Below are 19,814 nucleotides of genomic sequence, written 5' to 3' on the forward strand. Positions count from 1 at the left end.
AATGGAACTCTCTCACTAAGGTAGCATCTCATGTTAGATTTTATTCAAGCTATGATCGACGGAATTGCAATTGGTAGTTTATATGCACTAATTGCAATAGGGTATTCGATGGTTTTTGGAATATTACAATTTGTTAACTTTGCGCATGGCGAATTATTTATGCTTGGCGCTTATTTTGTAATGCTTTTTCTTACCATGGGAGCACCAATTTGGGCTGCGTTACTATTTGCTATTTTAGCAGTTGGCGCCATTGCAATTGTAATTGAACGCGTAGCTTATAAACCACTTCGAAAGCACAATCGCTTAGCTCCTTTAATTACTGCAGTAGCAATGAGTTTATTCCTCCAAAATATTGTTCAAGTTTTATTCTCTCCAAACTCTTTAAGTTATCCAATAAATATTCCAGGTAATATTGTTACTTTTGGTGAATTATTTGTCCGCATAAGAGATATTGGAATTTTTCTACTAACAATAGCATTAGCAATTTCATTGGAGTTATTCCTTAACAAAACAAAAGCAGGAAAAGGAATTAAAGCACTCGCAATGCATGCAGATGCTTCAAAACTTTGTGGTGTTCCATTTGATAGAACAGTAAGTCTTACTTTTTTTATTGGAGCCATGCTCGCCGTGATTGCTGGTACAATTCAAGGAATGGCAACAAATCAAATTTTTCCATTAATGGGTGTGAATGCAGGATTAAAAGCTTTTGCAGCTGCTGTTTTAGGTGGAATTGGTGATTTACGAGGAGCTGTTTTAGGAGGCCTTTTTTTAGGAATATCCGAGAGTATGCTCGTTAGTTATGAGTTATCTACTTATAAAGATGGATTTGCGTTTGTAATATTAATCATTGTTCTTCTTGTTAGGCCACAAGGCATACTCGGAAGAGCCCAGCTAGTTAAAGTATAAACTATGACAGATATTTTTAATTATATTCAATTGCCATTTATCGTCTTTTGTATATTAGCAATTCAAGCAATGAGTCTTCAAATTGTACTTGGTGGAACAGGGCTATTATCTTTAGGACACGCGGCATTTTATACTGTTGGTGGATACACTTCTGCTATGTTTACTGTTTTTATTGCACCAAAATTAGGAATAGAAAATCATTCGCTGTTACTTTTATTAGCCTGCATAGTAGGAATGGTTTCTGCTTCTATCTCGGGACTTATTGTTGCGATTCCCTGTTTAAAGCTTAGGGGAGATTATTTAGCAATGGCAACCCTAGGAGTGGGCGAAATTGTTGCTACCATATTTAAAAATTTAGATTTTGTTGGTGGCACAAGAGGATTTAAAGATATTCCAAAGCTTGGTTCACCTACGCTTATATTTATAATAATGATAATTGTAGCTATATTTATTATTCGTTTTTATAAAACAAATATTGGATTTGCAATACGTGCGACTAGAGACGATGAGATATCAGCAAAAAGTATTGGCATAGACATTTATAAAACAAAACTAATTTCTTTTTTTATTGGAACATCGCTCGCTGGATTAGCTGGTGTGTTTTATTCACATACCCTTCAGTTTATTAGCCCTGATGAAGCGGGTTTTTACAATAGTGTTGTTCTTGTATTAGCTGTTGTTATAGGTGGAATGTATAGTGTATATGGAAGTATATTTGGTGCTTTTATTATTGTTGTTATTCCAGAACTCCTTCGTTTTATTCCACAAATATTTGATCCCTATTTGTATAAATTAGTTGAAAAGGGGCTTTTAAGTCAATCTTTTGTAACTATATTTAATTCAATATTTTCAAATAGAACATTAGTATTTTCTGTGCTTGTTGTCATTATTATGTTACTTAATCCAAAAGGTGTAGCATCATTAATGGAAAGCTTTAAAAGAATGAGAAAAACAAATGAGTAATATTCTTTCTATATCTAATGTAACAGTAAAATTTGGTGGACTGGTTGCTCTAAATGACTTTCATATTAATGTCCGTAAGGGTGGCATTTCTGGGGTAATTGGACCAAATGGAGCAGGAAAAACAACTGTTTTTAATATTATTACAGGTGTTTATAAACCATTTTCTGGTTCCGTTTTAGTAGAAAATTCAGAGTTAGTTGGGTTACCTACCTGTTTAATAGCTCACTATAAAGTTTCCAGAACCTTTCAAAATATTCGTTTATTTGCCAACATGACTGTTGCAGAAAATATAATGTCGGGAGCATGCATTAAAAGAGAAGGAGAATTTTTTTCCTCATTATTTTCTTTTTCTAAGACAAGAAAAAAAGAAAAAGAATTAATTAAAAAAATGGAGGATCTTCTTGAATTTTGTGGTTTAAAAAAGTTTAAGAACTATCCTGCGACTTCGTTACCTTATGGTCTACAACGAAAACTAGAAATAGCGCGTTCCCTTATGACCGATCCTAAATTACTACTCCTTGATGAGCCTGCTGCTGGTATGAATCCTACAGAAAAATTAGCCCTACAGGAACTTGTTAAAAAAATTTCTCAACAAGGAATTTCAATTTTATTAATTGAACATGATATGAAATTTGTAATGAATTTATGCGAACACATAACAGTATTAAACTATGGCAGCGTCATAGCTGAAGGACTTCCTAAAGATATTCAGACAAATCATGAAGTAATTGAAGCATATTTAGGTTCTGATGTTGAAGACGACTTTATTGTCAAATTAGATAAGGAAACAGAAAATGCTTCTCGTTGAAAACTTAGCAGTCGATTATGGTGCTATTCAAGCTTTAAAAGGAATTCATGTAGAAGTTTTTGAAGGTGAAATAGTTTCTTTAGTGGGAAGTAACGGAGCTGGAAAAACTACTTTTTTAAGAACCATTTCTGGTCTTATAAAGCAAAAATCAGGTAAAATATTTTTTGCTAAAAATAACATTACTGGACTAGCGACACATGAAATAGTTAAACTTGGAATTAGCCAGTCACCAGAAGGACGAATGGTTTTTCCAGATATGTCTGTAAAAGAAAATTTGATCATGGGATGTTATAGTTTTTCTTTCTCCAAAGCTGAAATTCAAAGTAATATTGACAGAATGGTCGCTTGGTTTCCAAGACTAGGCGAACGCATGAATCAAAAAGCCGTTTTACTTTCTGGTGGTGAGCAGCAAATGCTTGCAATTGCACGTGCCCTCATGGCAAAACCCAAGTTACTACTTTTGGATGAACCCAGTCTTGGGATCGCTCCTTTAGTTGTTCAACAAATTTTTAAAATCATCGTTGAATTGAATCGTGAAGGAATGACTATTTTACTTGCTGAACAGAATGCTCGTCTTGCTTTAAAAATTTCTCATAGAGCCTATGTATTAGAACTTGGGACAATTATTAAAAAGGGTGAAGCCTCATCACTTCTTCATGATAAAGACGTTCAACGGGCATATCTTGGAGGATAAACTCTGTGCCCCATGCTATCATCACCCGACGTAATGAACTTTTCTCCTATTTATCTGAACAAAGATTAAATAAAAATTCAATTGGATTTGTTCCTACAATGGGGGCACTTCATGAGGGGCACGTCAGTCTAATTCAAAAATCATCGTCAGAAAATGACTGTACTGTTGTTTCTATTTTTGTAAATCCGAAACAGTTTGGTCCAAATGAAGATTTTGCTAAATATCCTCGAACTTTTCAAAATGATATTGATATTGCAACACAACATGGAGCTAAAGTTATTTTTGCGCCCAGCATTGAAGAAATGTATCCACAAGGTTTTTTAACTCAAGTAAGTGTTTCAAGTATAACAGAAGTTTTATGCGGTGCTCATAGGCCTGGTCACTTTAATGGTGTCACAACAGTTGTTTTATTATTAATGAATCTTGTTCAAGCAAATTACATTTATCTTGGACAAAAAGATTTTCAACAAGTTCAAGTTATTAAAAAAATGGCAAATGATCTTTTCCATCCGACAAAAGTAATCATGGTTCCCACTTATCGGGAAAAAGACGGCCTAGCTATGAGCAGCCGTAATCGTTACCTTAGTGAAGAAGCAAGAAAAAAAGCTTCCATTATCCCTAAAGCACTTGCATTAATTGCAAAAGAATTTCTAAATGGAGAAAAATCCATAAATCAATTATTAAAAATTTCTCTGAATGAATTAAAAAAAGAAAACTTAACACCTCAATATCTTGAATTTAGAAAGGTAAATGACCTTACCCAAAAATATGAAGGAAACCTTTCTTCTGAAGCCGAAGCGGTTGTTGCCATAGCCCAAATCATAGAATTTGAAGGTACAAGTACACGTCTTATTGACAATATCTTACTTGGAAACGATTCTGCAAATACTAAAGCTCTTGAGGATCTTATTGCTAAGGCGTTTTAGTTTAGATTTGCGGAGAAAATCAAATATGTATAAAATAATGGGTATCCATTTTACAAACTGGGCTTGGCTGTATTCACCTTTATCTTTTTTTATGAGAATAAGGGTTTATCCTAAATCTGTTTCAAAAGAAACTTTTTTTAATCAGCATAATGGAAAAGCAATTGTTTATGTTTTACCAAGAATGTCTGTAATGGATACCATTGTATTAAATAAAACTTTAAAAACATTTGAACAAAAAAAGATTTCAACAGAAGCAAAACCAAAACGTTTCAGACATGCTGCCTTGCTTGCCATTAAGTCAGGGTCGTTACTTTTTTCAAATTCATACAAAGATCGATTTTTAAGTGATTTTGTTAAATTAATTAAAAATGATCCTCGAGCAAAAAATGAAAAACTTGTTTTTATTCCAGTAAGTATATTTTGGAGTAGAGCTCCCGAACGTAACGAAAAAGGATTTCTTTTAAAATCTTTGTTTCCAGATGATGGCACAGGGAATGCTTTGCAAAAGTTATTTATGTTAATTCTACATAGAGGCGAAGTTAACATCTCTTTTGGCAAAACATTTAATTCTCCTAATATTGAATTTGGTTTAACAGAAAAATCTGAACTAACATCTGAAAATCAAGATCAAGATTATGAATATGCAAGGCGAATGAGAAGGCAATTTAATATTGAATTTGCCAAAGAAAGAACAGCTGCTTTTGGTCCTACTCTGTATGATAATGAAAAAATATGTCAATGGATTCTTTCAACTTCAACAACAAAGAAATTTATTTCTTCATCTGAAAATCCACTTAAAACGGAAGAACAAATAGTAAAATATATTCGTGAAATTGGTGCTAATTATAATTATGTTACCGTGAGAGCTCTTGAAAAGTTTTTTGATTTTATTTGGACAAAAATATTCGAAGGGGTAAGAGTTCGAAACTTTGAACATATTGAACGCGTTGCAAAAGATGGACAAATTATTTGGATGCCAAGTCATCGTAGTCACTTTGATTATTTGTTACTTTCTTATGTTTTATTTAAAAAAGGTTTTGTTGTTCCTCATATTGCAGCGGGAATAAATCTTAACTTTTGGCCTATAGGTTCTATTTTAAGAAGAGGTGGCGCTTTTTTTATAAGAAGAAGTTTTTCTGGAAATAAAATATATGCTCACACTTTTTCTGAATATGTTAATTTTCTTTTACAAAATAGTTTTCCAGTAGAATTTTTTCAAGAAGGAGGAAGAAGCCGAATTGGAAAATTACTTACTCCTAAAATGGGAATGCTTAATATTTGTGTACAAAGTATAATTAAAAGAAAATCTGAAAACACTTATATTGTTCCTGTTTACTTTGGATACGATAAAGTAATGGAAGACGACTCATATGCAAAAGAACTCAAAGGAGCTAAAAAACAAAAAGAAAACGCATTTCAGTTTTTGAACGGCATTCGAAAAGTATTTACAAATTATGGAAGTGTAGATGTTTCATTTGGAGATCCCATTAAAATTGGAGATATTTGGCAAGAGTATAATGAAAAAGTAAGAAAAGAAATTCCTGCTGATCTTTCAATAAATGAATTACTTCCCTATCATTTAAAAGATTTACCAGATAATTTTGACACCCGTGATCCTCAAATTCAAAGTCTTGTAAAATACATTTCTAAAAGAGTGAATCAAAGAATTAACTGCGCAGCAACGGCTTCCGGTACCTCAATATTGGCATCATGCCTTTTATCTCAACAATCAAATAAAATTAATTTTGAAGAATTACAATACCAAACCATCTTATTAAACTATTTAATTAATATATTTAATAAAAAAATAAATTGGAAACTTTCCACAAGTTTAGAAGCAGAGCATATTTTTGAATACTTAACTTCTTATTTAAGCCAGTTTGAAAATTCAGTGAGTGAAAAGGGAAATAATTTTAATTTATCTAATACAAATCTTCCTTCTATTCATAATCTTTCAGAACAAACCTTTGCAATGGGTTTGCGTTGGAAACTTATGAACAAAGAAACAAACCAAGAAAATAAAACTGAATATATTCGCAATGAAGAAAAAGAAATGAATTTATGGTGGTATAGAGGCACCATTTTCCATATTTTAGCACCCTTTGGTATTATTGCTCAGGTTTTATTAAATTCTAAAGAAGAGGAAAGAACTCCTCAAAAAATTGAATTTACAATTTCCTCAATTCGAAGAATATGGCAAGACGAATTATTTTGGGACAGTAAAACATCAAGTAATTTAATTTCTAGCTCATGTTTAAATATTTTTGAAAATCTAGGTTTGATAAAACAAATTCATTCAGAGTCTGAAGATAAAATAAGAATTGAAATTTCAAATAATGCTAAAAAGCTGGAAACACTAGAATTTTTATCAAGATTCATTAGACCAGAAGTGGAGCTCTACGGGATATTAATGGCAACTGCTCTTGAGTTAGTTAAATCAAAAGGCGTTTTCTCAAGAGATGAACTCATTCAAAAGACAATAACAACACACTCAGCTGCCTTTTTAAGAACAATCGCTTTTCAACCACCGATTTTTTCAAAGGTTTTTTCTCAAAGAGCATTTGACTCTTTATACAAGGCTGGAATTTTTACACCAAGAGAAAATCAAAAACTTTCTCTTAATATATCCAATGTAGCTGGTTTTTCATTATTTCTAAACGTAACCCAATGGACTGATTTTGTCTCTTAATTCGTTTAACTTGCTTTACTTTTCTCAAAATCGAGAATGTTTATTGTAGTTTCTTTTATTTCATCTAGACAATTTTTTAAAATCTCTCTGTCTTTTAAAATATCAGAAGCTACATTTTCATTGTTTATAAAAGAATCCATTTTTTGAAAATAAACGTAGGTTTTAAAACATGCTTTTGATATTTTTAACAATTCATTCCAAATATATTTAGTTTTCATAGCTCTTTCTAATACAAATAAAAGATTGTTTGTATTAAAAGGTTTATCTATAAAATCATTTACTCCCAGTTTTAAAAATTTTTTAGAACTTTCTAAATCTAAATTTCCCGAAACAAGAATAATTGGAATATATTTATTAATTTTTCTAATTTTTTCTGTAAATTGAAATCCATCCATTTTTGGCATTTTTAAATCTGTAAAGATAACATCAATTTTTTTTGTATTTAAAACATCAAGCGCTTCTTGAGCGTTATCTATTGCATAAACATGATAATTTTGTTGCTCAATTATAATTTTCATATATTCCAAAATTTCTTTTTCATCATCAAGAATTAAAACATTTCCTATTGATTTTACATTTTCAATAGGTTGAGAAGTTGTTATTTTTTCAGTATTTTTAACACTATTATCTTTTTTTTCTATATTTAAAATTTTTTCAATACTATCTTTAATCTGATTAAAATGTGCAAGCTCTGATTTTGGCTCAATTTCTATTATATCCATAGATTTTTTTAAAGAGTCGTTACCAGCAATTAATATATCAATAATTTCCTGAGATAAAATTGTTTTATTATTTTTTACGGATATTAATAAAGTCTCGTATACATGAGTAAAATGCACTAATTTTTCAATACCAACAACGGCAGCAGAACCTTTTATTGTATGAATAATTCTTAAAAGCTTATCAAAGTGAGAAAAGTCATTCGGATTTTTTTCTAAATTAATAAAAATAGTTTCTGTTTCATCAAGCATTTCTTTTGATTCTGTTATAAATGTATTTCTTAGTTCTTTTTCAAAAGAAACATTATTCATAATCTTGTCCTAGTGAAATAATCTAACTTAATTCTTAATTTCAGTTTTGAGTTTATGAACAGTAATATTATTAAAGTTTATTAAATCATAATCGTTCGAAAGCTGTAATAAACTCTCAGCTCCACCAAGTATTAAATATCCTTCTGGGTTTAATAATTTTGCAAATTTCGATATTACATTTTTTTTATTTTCTAAACTTTGATATATTAATACATTTCTGCAAAATATAATATCAAAAGGCTCAAAATTTGGCCAAGGATGTAACAAATTTAATTGTTTATAAGTTATAAATGATGATATTTCTGATTTTACTTTATAACTTGGCACCAAAGAAGTGTCAGATAATTCTTCATTAAAATATTTTCTTAAATGCTCAGGAGAAAGTCCTCTTTGGACTTCAAGTTGTGTATAAAGTCCTTTTTCTGCTTGTTTTAATACCCGATCACTAATATCTGTAGCTAAAATTTCGTAATTTTTATTTATTCCTTGTTCTTTTAATTCAGCCATAATAATCGCAATTGAATAAGGTTCTTGTCCCGTACTTGTAGCTGCACACCAAATTCGTATTCTATTTTTATTTGCCATGATTTTCGGAACAAATTCAGTTTTAAAAAATTCAAATACTTTAGGATCACGAAAAAAAGAGGTTTCGTTATTTGTTGCTAAATCTAAAATTAAAGATTTAGTTTCTGAATTTAATCCTTTTGTTTGAATTTCATTCCATAAAGAATCAATACTATTTATATTAATTAATTTTAACAAACTTTGAATACGAGTTAATAATAAATATTTGTTTGTTTCATCATATTGAATTCCAGTTTCTAATTCTATTAAGGATGAAAAATATTTAATTAAATTGTCTTTATAATTTTCCATTTCCAATTAAATATCTCCTTAAAATAAGATTATTTCATTTCTTTAACACTTTTCAACAAAATCTTTTAATTCTTCATAAACAATTTGAGAATTTAATCCTTTTAATTCTTCAGTTTCATTTAACTTTAATGACTGAAAATAACCCTCTAATGAATTAAAAGCTCTTTCAATAATTTCCTTTGTTTTGTTAATATTAAATTCATTTTTTAACGATATAATATTTTCTATGTAATTTGAAACCAATATTGATATTTTTTCACTATATTTTGCATTCACAAAATTTGCTGCAGCTTGTAAAGCAATAAATTCAGATTTAATATTTTTAATTTCATTCATAAAATTATCTTGAGTGATTTCTGAATTTTTAATTTTAGCAATAAAAGATCTTATTTTTACAGAAATAATATTTTCAAAACAATCTAAATATTCAAATAACATTTCTTTATTAATTTTATGAACGTTCTCAATTACAGGTTTTGGAGTATGTGATTCTTGAATGTTTTGCTCAGTGAATGAAATAATAGCACTAGATAAATTTTCTAAAGTTAAATATTCTTTTTGAATTAAAATTTCAGTAAAGGGTTTATATACTTCTTTTAGTTTTTTTACTACAGAGTCAGACACTTCAGAATTCCATAAACCAAGCGATTTTGCGCTTGTATGAAAATCCAAACCCTCAAACTGTTGTTTCATTAAAATTTTTAATAGATCATTTTTAGGTAAAAGATTAAATTCATAAATAAGCTCAGCTGTAGAAGGGATAATTTCTAACTGTTCAATAAATATTTCAAGAACTTGTTCCATACTTAGCATTTTTTTTTCAATTAAATATTCACTAAACAGAACACTCATTTGATAACCCTCACTTTACCATTTGGACTAAATAATCAGAACATCCATCAATACTAACCATGGCGTCATAATTACCAGAAGCATAAACAGCGCCTGGCATTCCCCAAACTGTTGAAGTTTGCGCATCTTGAATAATAATGGAACCTGACGCATCTTTAATTGCTTTCGCTCCCACCATTCCATCTTCGCCCATGCCCGTTAAAATAAAAGCAACACATTGGTTTCCATAAACCTTTGCTAAAGACTCAAATAAATTATCTACTGCAGGACGAACTGAATTTCTTTTTGGCCCTTGATCTAATTGAATTATACAATGATTTGCATCAGGTAATTTTTCTACTGTCATATGAAAATCACCTGGAGCTACATAAATATGCCCAGAAAGAACTACAGCTCCATGAGTTGCTTCATGCACGGGATGTCCGCAAATAGTTTCCAATCTTCTTGCCAACGCTTCTGTAAACTTAGGAGGCATATGTTGAGCAATAAATATGGGAATATTTAAAGGAAGACTTTTTATATTGATTAATATTTTTTCTAATGCTGTAGGGCCTCCTGTTGAAGAGCCAATCCCTATTACTCTTGGTTTTTTAAAACTTAAAATTTCATTTTTTGAAACATGGTCTCTTAAATTATCAAATTTTTTTATTTGATTTTCAGTAATAGGTTGAGAAATTTTATCTGTGTTACCTTTAAATTGGTTTTTAAATTGTAATATTTTAGGAATAAGTTCTTTTTTTATTCCTTCAAGAGCCTGTTCAAGAGATTCACTCGATGAGCTTGGTTTTGAAATAAAATCCGCAGCTCCTCCTCGTAATCCTTTTAATGCAAGATCAACCCCTTCACCTGTAGGGGCAGCAAAAATAATTACTTTTTGATGAAATCCTTTTTTACGCATTTCTTCTAACATTTGAATGCCGTCCATTACAGGCATTTCAAGATCCAAAATAACAACATCAACAACATTTTGTTCAAGGCGTTCTAAAGCAATTTTTCCATTTGCGGCTGTATTTACCACAACAATCTCGTTATTTTCTTCTAGGGCTGCTTTAATTTGGGAACGAAAAACAACGGAATCATCAACTATTAAAACACGCATCTTAAATCCAATCTAATACTAAATAAATTATTCTTTAGCATTTAAATATTTAATAATATTATCAACATTAATTACACTTAAAAGAGAATTTGGAATTTTATAAACACCAAGCATAAAACTACGAATATCATCAGAAATGGTTTGAGGAGTTTGCTCAAAATCGTCTTCAGAAACTTCTATAACATCACCAATTTCATCAACTTGAAAAGAAATTAACATTCCTTCCACTTTACAAACAATATTTATAAATTCTTCAGGCATAGAATCTAAAAACCTAAATAACTGTCTTAAACCAATTGCTGTTGCGACTTGCCCGCGTAAATTAATAAGTCCCCTTACATATTCAGGAGCCAAAGGAATTGATGTCATTGTCATTGCTCGAACGACTTCTTGAACTCGCCCAACTTCAATTCCATACAACCGATTTTCTAAATAAAATGTTGAAAATTGTTTTGTTTCTTTATGAGTTGAACTTAATTTTGTATTTGAAGTATTTATTGTTGATACTTCATGCATTTTTGGAATCCTCATTTTTAGAGTTAAATATTGTGGAATCAATTTCTGAAATTAATGTTTCAGCATTTAATTTTTCAAGATATTTTAAAAATCCCGCTTTTTTACCTTCCTCAATATCAATTTGACTATATTTTGTTGTTATTGCGAACATAGGAATATGATTTAAATGGTCTTTTTCTTTAACTCGTCTAGCAAACTCCAATCCATCCATTGTTGGCATTTCAATGTCGGATAATATAAATGAAAAATGTTTATTTGGAGAAGATTCTAAAATTTCGAGTGCATTTGAACCATCATATGCTGTTTCTACACTATAGCCTGAATCTTCTAAAACCGTTTTAATGTAATTTCTAAAAAAGGAACTATCCTCAGCAAATAAAATGCGATGATTTGACCTTAAATTTTTAACATCTTTTATTTTTTCTATTTGTTTTATTTCATGATTTGAGCTTGAATGCCCGACTGTTAATTTTTCTTTTAAATTTTCAATCATACCAAATATATCTGCAATCACTATAATTTTATCATTTATAGAGACAGTTCCTAAAATTCCGACTCTATCTTTTACTGTTTGATTTATTTTAGTAGAGATCTCGATAATATCATAAACCGCTAGTACTTCTATTCCATAATATAATTCACCACGTTTAATAACTATAATAGGAGTCTTATTTGTATTTAAAGAAACAGAAGAATCAAAGGTCAATTTTAAAAAATCGGGTAAGGAAAAAATAGGCAATAATGAATCTCGATAACGAATTACTTTTTGCTCTCCAGAGTATTCAAAACTTGTATTATCAAACTCTTCAATTCTATTTACAATTGACAAAGGAATTCCGTAAGAACTTGGAGACCCTACATCAATTAACAAATATTCACATATATCTAAATGGTAATAATTTGAAATTTTACTTTTAATTACCGTTTGTTTCGAAACATCAATGGATTCAATCGCTAAATGAGCTTTTTCTGCTAATCCTAAAACATCTATCGTTAAAGCAACAGAACCATCTCCCATTATGGAGGCACCAGAAAATACTTTTAAATATTTTAAAAATTGGGACAGTGGTTTTACTACAATATCTGCGGAATCATCAATTTCATCGACAATAAGTCCAAACATAAAATTATCTGCATTTAAAATAACAACATTTGTTACATTCTCATTAATAAAAGATATATTTATTTTTTTATTAAACAATACTTCAGATAATGAAATAATTGGAATAAGCTTACCTCTTAAGCGAAACACCATGTTACCTTGTAAAGGCTCAATTTTTTCTGAAGTGTTTTCTGTACCATCAATTCTTAATAATTCCACTAATTTTGTTTGTGGAATAGCAAAACGTTGAGAATGTGATTTCACAATTAATGCAGGAAGAATTGCTAAGCTTAGTGGTATTTTAATAATAATTGTAGTTCCAATTCCATATGTACTTATTAAATCGACAACACCTCCAATTTTTTCAACATTCGTTTTCACAACATCCATTCCAACACCTCTTCCTGAAATATTTGAAATAGATGCTGCTGTTGAAAAACCTGGAGAAAATATTAATAATTGAATTTCTTTTTCGGACATTTTTGCGACTTGTTCAGAACTTAGTATTCCCTTTTCTACTGCTTTTTCTGAAATTCTTTTTAGATCTAATCCCCTACCATCATCAATAATTTCAATAATAACTTGGCCATTTTCATTATATGCTTTAATTTGAATTAATGCGGTTTCTTTTTTACCTGCTTTTTTTCGATCCTCTGAATTTTCAATCCCATGATCAATTGCATTTCGAACAATATGCATCAAAGGATCTTTGACCGCTTCTATAACAGTTTTATCTAATTCAGTTTCAATGCCTATAAGCTGCAATTCTATTTTTTTTCCAAGCTCACGGGATAAATCTCGAACAACTCTAGAATATACAGTCAATATATTGCCAATTGGCTGCATTCTTGTCTTCATAACTTCATTTTGTAATTCAGCAGTAAGGATATTTAATCGCTGACTCATTTTCAAAAACTCAGGATCTTCATCATTTGATTTGGCATGCTCTAACAACTGGTTACGAATTAAGACGAGCTCCCCAACTAAATTCATTAGACTATTTAATAAACCAACTTGAACTCTTATAGTTTCATTAAATTGTTCGTCGGTTGACGATTTTTTTACTTCTTGATTATTAGGTAAATCTTCTGTTTTTTTATTTTCATTTTCTATGTTTTTGCTTGAAACTAGGGGGACTTTTGTTACTTCGGCTGTTTTAGTTGGAATAGAAGTCGATTCAGATATAGAAGGTGTTGCTACTTCATCAAAAACACCAAACCCTGGATTTTCCTTACTTATCTCAGAGGTCACAATTTTTGTTTCCTTCATTAAATTTTTAATATTTTCTGGTATCAAAAGTTCTTCGGAAATAAATGCTTTATCTTTAGTTAGATCGTTGGCATTTGTGAAAATCTCTTGAACAGATGATATAAATTTTTTAAATAAATTATTTAATCGCTCATCTTTTATAGTCTCTTTTTTAGTTTTTTTAACATTTTCTAATGAGATTATGATAAAATCAATTCCAATATAGATACTGTCTAATAATTTTTGAGATAATTTTATTTTTTCTTTTCTTAAAGGATCAAGACAACTTTCCATAATATGAGCTATATTTCCCATTTTGGAAAACCCAAATAATTGAGCAGACCCTTTAATGGTATGTATGTCTCTATAAATAGAAGCAACAGTTTCTTTATGAAATCCTTTTTTTTCTGTTTCTTCAATATTTAATGCTATTCTATCTAACATTTCTTGGCATTCTTCTATATATTCAGTAAAAGCAGATTCACTTTGTACACTCATTCCATAGACCTTTTTAATTATTTAAATTATTAGTTTTCATTAAAACAGAAGGCATATCTAAAATTGTTACAGTATGATCCTGAATAAAGGCATTTCCTAAAACGCCAACTCTATCCCGAACTTCTTTTTTTATTTCATTATCACCTAATACAATATCTATTATTTTTGGAACTTCAAAACCCATGTATCCTTCAATATTTTCTAAAACAATGACAGATAATTGATCTTTTGAATCATCAATTAGATCTGATTTTTTTGACAAATTTAGTATATTTTCCATTGAATAAATAGGCATGATTCCATCACGGTATGTAATAACCTTATTTGCTCCTGAATATTGTATTTTAGATTTATCAATTTCCTCTAAACGAAAAACATTTTTTAAAGGAATGCCATATGTTGACTTTGATTCTATTTTAAATAATAAATAATTTATTAAACTATTATTTTCTTTTACTAAATTTTGATTTGATTTAATCTTACTCATTTCAGCTTTTATATTTTCTAATTTTATTCCCGATGCCAACGCAATATTTTTTACGTCTAAAATTAATCCAATTGATCCATCTCCCATAAATGTAGCGCCAGAATAAATTCCTTTATAATTAAAACATGGGTTTAATCTTTTTAAAACAATTTCTTCTGAATCCAAAATACCATCTACTTGCAATGCATATGTAAAGTGATCCGTTTGTAAAATTAATATATCAAATACATTTTTTTCTTCATTTAATGAAGTATTAGCTAATTTTAAAACTTTTTTTAATTCAAGTAGCGGATAAAGATGATTTCCATACTGTAAAACTTCACCAAAAGATAAACTTTTTACCATTTGACTATATTTTTCTTTTTCTAAGGAAAGAACACTGACAATTGAGTCTTGTGGAACAGCAAAACAACGATCCAAACATTGTACTAAAAGAGAGTTAATAATTAAAACTGATTTTGGTTTTGGTAACTTTAACTTAAAAGTAGTTCCTTCTCCTAATTTTGAATTAATTTCAATTTTTCCACCAACAGCTTCAACCGAAGATTTCACCATATCCATTCCAACTCCTCGCCCCGAGACATCGGTTAATTTAGCTGCTGTGCTAAATCCTGAAGCAAAAATAATTTCATAAGTTTGTTGTTCTGACATAAGTGATAATTGTTTATCTGTATATAATTCTTTTTCAATCGCTTTTTGTCTAATTTTTTCTAAGTCTAGTCCTTTTCCATCGTCTTTTATCGAAATAACAACGTCATTATTATCTTCAATACAATTAATATGTATTGTTCCCATTTCTGGTTTTGATAATTTAATTCTATCCTCTGGCAATTCTATTCCGTGATCAGCACTATTTCTAACTAAATGTATTAAACTATTACTACATACAACAACTAAACTATTCGCAACTCGTAAATTTTCACCTTCTATTTTAAGAAAAATATTTTTTCCTAATTCTTTGGAAAGATCTCTTATTATTCTTGGAATTGGTTTAAAAACACTTGATAAAGGAACTTTACATAAATCCGTAATTCTATTTTGAATGGTACTATTTATTTTATTCATTTCGTCAAATAATTCACCTAGATTTTGAATATCTTTATTATCATTATATTTTTGTTCTAGTGTTCGAATAATTTTATTAACCATATTACGAATTACGGTTATTTCACCAGAAAAACCAGAAAGTTCATCTAACATATAAATAGGTACAGCTATATTATCCTTTAATTTTTGAACTTGATGATCATTATTTTTATTATTTTCTTTATTATTGTTTTCTTGTTTGTCAACTTTATTTTTATTTAAATCAATAGTTACTTCTGGTAAAAGTAAATCAATATTATATGTATTTAACTTTTTGTTTGAAATACTATTTATCAACTCTTTAATTCTGTCGAAACCTTTAAATAAAATATCATATATATCATCTGTCAAATTTAATGTATTTTTTTGCAATGCAGAAACAAGATCTTCATACTTGTGAACATATTTTGTTATTATATTATTTGTTAAACAACCACTCGAGCCTTTTAAGGTATGAGCCCCTCTTGATATTGTTTTTAAAATTTCTAAATTTGTGCGATCATTTTCTAATGATAATAAAGCAGGCTCAATATCATCTAAGATAGAAGTTGCCTCTTCTATAAAAATACCTTCTAATATTTTGCTTTCCTTTAAAAAAGATGCTCTATTTTCTGATTCTTTTTTAATAATTTCAATCATGTTTTCAATATGAAAAGGCTTATCAAAAAAACCACAAATTTTTAAGCCCAATGCATCTAGTGCCATTTGTTTTGTTACATAGGCTGATACGATTCCAAAAGGGACGGATTCCCCAAAAGGTAAGGTAGCTTTTCTTACCTCAAAACCATTCATAATTGGCATCATATAATCACATAATACTAAAACAATATTATTTATTTCTTCTTTAAATAATTTTATTCCTTCTTCTGGAGATTGAGCAACTAAAGGAATATATCCTGTTTTTATAATTATGTTTTTAGCAATTTCTAAAAAATCAGGTTCATCTTCTATCCATAATATTTTTAAGTCTACATTTTCCATTTTCAACTCTTTTAAATTTTAATTATTAAATTATAATCCATATTAAATACAATATAATATAGGCAATATTTTCCTAATTTATATAGAAATTTTGTACTATAGTATTTTGTTTAAATGACATTTGTTCAAATTTTCCTATTTCAATTTTAAAATACAATAATTATATTTAAATGAATTTATATAAAGGAACTAAATATGAAAATGAATTTAATTTTAATTCGAGAATGTTTTGATCTTACAAAACCTATATTGGATCAAATTATTCATCGTTTTTATGAAAATTTATTCCATGATTTTCCAGTATCTGTTAATTTATTATCTCCCTACGATCTCACAAAACAAAAAAATACATTAATGAATACCATGATTACAATAATTGATAACTTAGATAAACCAAAGATATTAACAAAATTTTTAATAGAACTCGAAAATAAAGTTAGTAAATTTGGAATAGAAGACTTCCATTATGATTGGATAAGTCAATCTTTTTTAAAAACGTTTTCTCAGTTTTTAGGGCGCTCATGGTCAAATGAACTAAATCAAGAATGGGTAAAGGTTTTTCAATTTATTTCTCAAATAATGAAACAAGGAGCTGCAGGGATTATGATTGAATCTGAAAACATCTCAACACAAACTCAACAAGAATTAAATTCTTCTAATGTAAAAATTGAAATGCCTTATTTAACAGAAGAATTTAAAAGTGGAATAAAGTCAGCAGTCAAAGCATTGGTTTTAAAACAAATTAAGGTAGAAGTTGAAAAATATTTGAAAGAAGAATTAAATGAAATTGCCAGAATGACCCCAGAAGAACTCATTACCATGGCAACACATGTATAACATTTTATTATATTAAACTTTAATATTTTTAACTAATTCATCTAATTTTATTGCTAATTCACTTAATGATTTAGCAGAAATTAAAACTTGCGAAGATCCGTTTGAAGTCTGCGAAGCGGCCTCAGATACCACCTTTATATTTTGCGAGATACTAGATACACCTTCAGCAGATTGCTGAACAATTCTGGAAACTTCATTTGTTGTTGCCGCTTGCTCTTCTACAGAAGCCGCAATGGCAGTAGCAATACTATTTAATTTTTCAATAGATTGACTAATTAATGTAACAGCTTCAATTGAGCTTTTTGAATCGTTTTGAATTCCTGTAATTTTATTGGTGATATCTTCAGTCGCTTTTGCCGTCTGTTTTGCAAGTTCTTTTACTTCATTTGCAACCACAGCAAAACCTCTGCCGGCATCGCCCGCTCTAGCAGCTTCAATCGTTGCATTTAATGCTAATAAATTTGTTTGTTGTGCTATAGAGCTAATTACTTTTATTACATTTCCAATTTCTTTACTACTTTCACCTAACTTAATAATAATAGAATTTGTATTTTGAGCTTGCTTAAGTGCCAATGAACTATTTGCAGACGCTTCTGCCGCATTTCTTGCAATTTCTTTAATAGCTGCCGTCATTTCTTCTGTATTTGTAGCAACCGATCTTACTCCATGAGAAACTTCTTCCGAAGCAGCTGCTGTTGAATTTGCAACAGATGTTGTTTTGTCCGCATTTAAACTCATTTGTTTTGATGTTGCATTTAATTCTTCAGAGGCAGCAGCCAGCTGCCTTGATGCTTCCCCAATATTTTCAGTTAAGGTTACACGATCTGTAATAATCTCCCATGTAACCATGACTCCAATAAATTTTCTATCAAAGTCATAGACTGCAGAAGCTAATAAACTAAGTTTTTCGGGTCCTACATTTATAATTGCTCTATGAGGTAAGTTTTTATCATTTGAAACCATTCGCCTTTGATGGGCTGGGTTTTTATGAAAAATATCTATATTAGCTCCAACAATTTCATTAATTTTTATAGGTAAATACTTTTCAAGTCTTTCTAGAGTTTTTAAACTTGTTGCGTTTGCATAAGTAATGTTAAAATCTAAATCGCTAAACAATACATTTATAGGAATATTTTCCATCATAGAATTAATACGTGCTAAATTTGTAGCTGTCTTTAATTTTTCAGTAACAATTTCCCAGGTGACCATGGCCCCAATATAATTTTTATTTGAATCATAAATAGCAGAGACAAGAAGATCTAATTTTTCAGGTCCAACAGATATAATCGCTCTATGAGGAAGGTTTTTGTCATTTGCTAAAATTCTTCTTTGATGCGCTGGTACTTTATGAAAAATATCAATAGACGATCCAAGAATTGCAGAAACTCGGATTGGCAAATATTTTTCAATTTTTAAAAGAGTTTGCAAACTAGTTGGATTAACATAAATTATAGTAAAATTAAGATCACAATACAAAATATTGATAGGTGAGTTTTCAGCCATCCCAATATAGTCATCAGCTTTAAGAGGATTGATAGTCGATAAATTTAAATTTGGAGTTGTATTTAACATCGTTTGGTTTGCATCATTCATAGAGCTACCTCTTATAGATTTAAGTAACTAATAAAAGTTTGAGAAAATCTAAAAACTTAATAAATCAATAAAAATGTAAATTTTTACCCACTCAATAGATTAGCATACAAAGATATTTCCCAGAACATAGATGATGTGTGAATTTTGTCTATTGATGAAAATAAACTTTTCCGAGTATAATTAAATGATATCAAATTTCTTATGAACGATTGTACGGAGAATAAAATGGCTAACAAGATATTAATTGTTGATGATGCAAAAACGATTCGCCAACAAGTAAATTTCACCCTGACTAAAGGTGGATTTGAAGTCATTGAAGCCGAAGATGGTGTTGATGGTATAGAAAAATTAAAAGCAAATAAAGATGTAAAAGTGATCATTAGTGATATCAATATGCCTAATATGGGTGGTATTGAAATGGTAACAGCAATCAATACCAGTAATGATTTACCACACCCACCAATCCTTATGTTAACAACCGAAGGCGCTGCCGAAATTGTAGCAGAAGCTAAAAAAGCGGGGGCAAGTGGTTGGATCACAAAACCATTTAAACCTGAAGTTCTAATTGAAGCAGTGAAAAGATTAGTGGGTTAGTTAATAAATTTAAAATTTTAATACCCTT

General features: G+C 29.5%; 16 protein-coding genes. 8 read left to right on the plus strand and 8 right to left on the minus strand.

The genetic code is table 11. From position 1 onward, the window contains the following. Window positions 1-30: 30 nt before the first annotated feature. Genes GCL60_RS05505 through GCL60_RS05530 form a run of 6 tightly spaced genes read left to right on the plus strand, consistent with a single transcriptional unit; the run spans window position 31 to window position 6,986 of the window. Window positions 31-906, plus strand: coding sequence for a branched-chain amino acid ABC transporter permease (locus tag GCL60_RS05505; RefSeq protein WP_153419040.1), 876 nt, complete (start codon window positions 31-33; stop codon window positions 904-906). Window positions 907-909: 3 nt separating this feature from the next. Beyond that, window positions 910-1,869 (plus strand): branched-chain amino acid ABC transporter permease, encoded by a 960-nt coding sequence (locus GCL60_RS05510; protein WP_153419042.1) that lies wholly within the window; start codon window positions 910-912, stop codon window positions 1,867-1,869. Next, entirely contained in the window at window positions 1,862-2,677 is an 816-nt protein-coding gene (locus tag GCL60_RS05515) for an ABC transporter ATP-binding protein (protein ID WP_153419045.1), read from the plus strand. The genes GCL60_RS05510 and GCL60_RS05515 overlap by 8 nt, the downstream gene beginning before the upstream one ends. After that, on the plus strand, window positions 2,664-3,371 hold the full coding sequence (locus GCL60_RS05520) for an ABC transporter ATP-binding protein (protein WP_153419047.1): 708 nt from the start codon (window positions 2,664-2,666) through the stop codon (window positions 3,369-3,371). Before GCL60_RS05515 ends, GCL60_RS05520 begins: the two co-directional genes overlap by 14 nt. Window positions 3,372-3,376: 5 nt before the next feature. Continuing rightward, window positions 3,377-4,297, plus strand: coding sequence for a pantoate--beta-alanine ligase (panC, locus tag GCL60_RS05525; RefSeq protein WP_202613998.1), 921 nt, complete (start codon window positions 3,377-3,379; stop codon window positions 4,295-4,297). A gap of 25 nt (window positions 4,298-4,322) precedes the next feature. Further along, window positions 4,323-6,986, plus strand: a complete 2,664-nt coding sequence (locus GCL60_RS05530; protein WP_153419049.1) for a 1-acyl-sn-glycerol-3-phosphate acyltransferase — start codon at window positions 4,323-4,325, stop codon at window positions 6,984-6,986. Between the two features lie 5 nt (window positions 6,987-6,991). On the opposite strand, the gene GCL60_RS05535 is transcribed toward GCL60_RS05530, so the two are convergent. From GCL60_RS05535 to GCL60_RS05565, 7 genes are read right to left on the minus strand one after another with little or no spacing between them, the layout of a single operon-like run. Continuing rightward, the gene (locus GCL60_RS05535; RefSeq protein ID WP_153419051.1) at window positions 6,992-8,017 is read right to left on the minus strand and encodes an ATP-binding response regulator; all 1,026 of its coding nucleotides are present in this window, start codon (window positions 8,015-8,017) and stop codon (window positions 6,992-6,994) included. Window positions 8,018-8,044: 27 nt separating this feature from the next. Then, complete coding sequence (locus GCL60_RS05540) at window positions 8,045-8,893, minus strand: CheR family methyltransferase (RefSeq protein ID WP_237639054.1); 849 nt, start codon at window positions 8,891-8,893, stop codon at window positions 8,045-8,047. 42 nt (window positions 8,894-8,935) lie between these two features. Continuing rightward, the gene (locus GCL60_RS05545; RefSeq protein WP_153419055.1) at window positions 8,936-9,745 is read right to left on the minus strand and encodes a hypothetical protein; all 810 of its coding nucleotides are present in this window, start codon (window positions 9,743-9,745) and stop codon (window positions 8,936-8,938) included. Between the two features lie 10 nt (window positions 9,746-9,755). After that, window positions 9,756-10,844 carry a chemotaxis-specific protein-glutamate methyltransferase CheB gene (gene cheB, locus GCL60_RS05550; RefSeq protein ID WP_153419057.1) on the minus strand — a complete coding sequence of 363 codons (1,089 nt, stop codon included), beginning with the start codon at window positions 10,842-10,844 and terminating at the stop codon, window positions 9,756-9,758. Window positions 10,845-10,871: 27 nt separating this feature from the next. Further along, entirely contained in the window at window positions 10,872-11,360 is a 489-nt protein-coding gene (locus GCL60_RS05555) for a chemotaxis protein CheW (RefSeq protein WP_161998094.1), read from the minus strand. After that, on the minus strand, window positions 11,353-14,208 hold the full coding sequence (locus tag GCL60_RS05560; protein ID WP_153419061.1) for a hybrid sensor histidine kinase/response regulator: 2,856 nt from the start codon (window positions 14,206-14,208) through the stop codon (window positions 11,353-11,355). Before GCL60_RS05560 ends, GCL60_RS05555 begins: the two co-directional genes overlap by 8 nt. Before the next feature lie 13 nt (window positions 14,209-14,221). Beyond that, window positions 14,222-16,762, minus strand: a complete 2,541-nt coding sequence (locus GCL60_RS05565; protein ID WP_153419063.1) for a chemotaxis protein CheW — start codon at window positions 16,760-16,762, stop codon at window positions 14,222-14,224. Between the two features lie 195 nt (window positions 16,763-16,957). Between GCL60_RS05565 and GCL60_RS05570 the strand changes: the two genes are divergently transcribed. Then, the gene (locus GCL60_RS05570; RefSeq protein WP_153419065.1) at window positions 16,958-17,599 is read left to right on the plus strand and encodes a globin domain-containing protein; all 642 of its coding nucleotides are present in this window, start codon (window positions 16,958-16,960) and stop codon (window positions 17,597-17,599) included. A gap of 12 nt (window positions 17,600-17,611) precedes the next feature. Here GCL60_RS05570 and GCL60_RS05575 read toward each other — a convergent pair whose 3' ends face one another. Further along, a complete protein-coding gene (locus GCL60_RS05575) occupies window positions 17,612-19,192 on the minus strand; it encodes a methyl-accepting chemotaxis protein (protein WP_153419067.1) in 1,581 nt (526 codons plus the stop codon). Between the two features lie 201 nt (window positions 19,193-19,393). On the opposite strand from GCL60_RS05575, the gene GCL60_RS05580 reads away from it, so the two are divergent. Further along, window positions 19,394-19,786 carry a response regulator gene (locus GCL60_RS05580; RefSeq protein WP_202613999.1) on the plus strand — a complete coding sequence of 131 codons (393 nt, stop codon included), beginning with the start codon at window positions 19,394-19,396 and terminating at the stop codon, window positions 19,784-19,786. Window positions 19,787-19,814 lie beyond the last annotated feature (28 nt).

Source organism: Silvanigrella paludirubra (assembly GCF_009208775.1).
GTDB classification, from domain to species: Bacteria; Bdellovibrionota_B; Oligoflexia; order Silvanigrellales; family Silvanigrellaceae; genus Silvanigrella; species Silvanigrella paludirubra.

Excerpts from the sequence above, each read along its gene's own strand:
- GCL60_RS05555 (WP_161998094.1), bottom strand. The coding sequence starts at position 11,360 with ATGCATGAAGTATCAACAATAAATACTTCAAATACAAAATTAAGTTCA.
- GCL60_RS05570 (WP_153419065.1), top strand. The coding sequence starts at position 16,958 with ATGAAAATGAATTTAATTTTAATTCGAGAATGTTTTGATCTTACAAAA.
- GCL60_RS05575 (WP_153419067.1), bottom strand. The coding sequence starts at position 19,192 with ATGAATGATGCAAACCAAACGATGTTAAATACAACTCCAAATTTAAAT.
- GCL60_RS05540 (WP_237639054.1), bottom strand. The coding sequence starts at position 8,893 with ATGGAAAATTATAAAGACAATTTAATTAAATATTTTTCATCCTTAATA.
- GCL60_RS05510 (WP_153419042.1), top strand. The coding sequence starts at position 910 with ATGACAGATATTTTTAATTATATTCAATTGCCATTTATCGTCTTTTGT.
- GCL60_RS05515 (WP_153419045.1), top strand. The coding sequence starts at position 1,862 with ATGAGTAATATTCTTTCTATATCTAATGTAACAGTAAAATTTGGTGGA.
- GCL60_RS05520 (WP_153419047.1), top strand. The coding sequence starts at position 2,664 with ATGCTTCTCGTTGAAAACTTAGCAGTCGATTATGGTGCTATTCAAGCT.
- GCL60_RS05535 (WP_153419051.1), bottom strand. The coding sequence starts at position 8,017 with ATGAATAATGTTTCTTTTGAAAAAGAACTAAGAAATACATTTATAACA.
- GCL60_RS05530 (WP_153419049.1), top strand. The coding sequence starts at position 4,323 with ATGTATAAAATAATGGGTATCCATTTTACAAACTGGGCTTGGCTGTAT.
- GCL60_RS05580 (WP_202613999.1), top strand. The coding sequence starts at position 19,394 with ATGAACGATTGTACGGAGAATAAAATGGCTAACAAGATATTAATTGTT.
- GCL60_RS05560 (WP_153419061.1), bottom strand. The coding sequence starts at position 14,208 with ATGAGTGTACAAAGTGAATCTGCTTTTACTGAATATATAGAAGAATGC.
- GCL60_RS05545 (WP_153419055.1), bottom strand. The coding sequence starts at position 9,745 with ATGAGTGTTCTGTTTAGTGAATATTTAATTGAAAAAAAAATGCTAAGT.
- GCL60_RS05505 (WP_153419040.1), top strand. The coding sequence starts at position 31 with ATGTTAGATTTTATTCAAGCTATGATCGACGGAATTGCAATTGGTAGT.
- cheB (WP_153419057.1), bottom strand. The coding sequence starts at position 10,844 with ATGCGTGTTTTAATAGTTGATGATTCCGTTGTTTTTCGTTCCCAAATT.
- GCL60_RS05565 (WP_153419063.1), bottom strand. The coding sequence starts at position 16,762 with ATGGAAAATGTAGACTTAAAAATATTATGGATAGAAGATGAACCTGAT.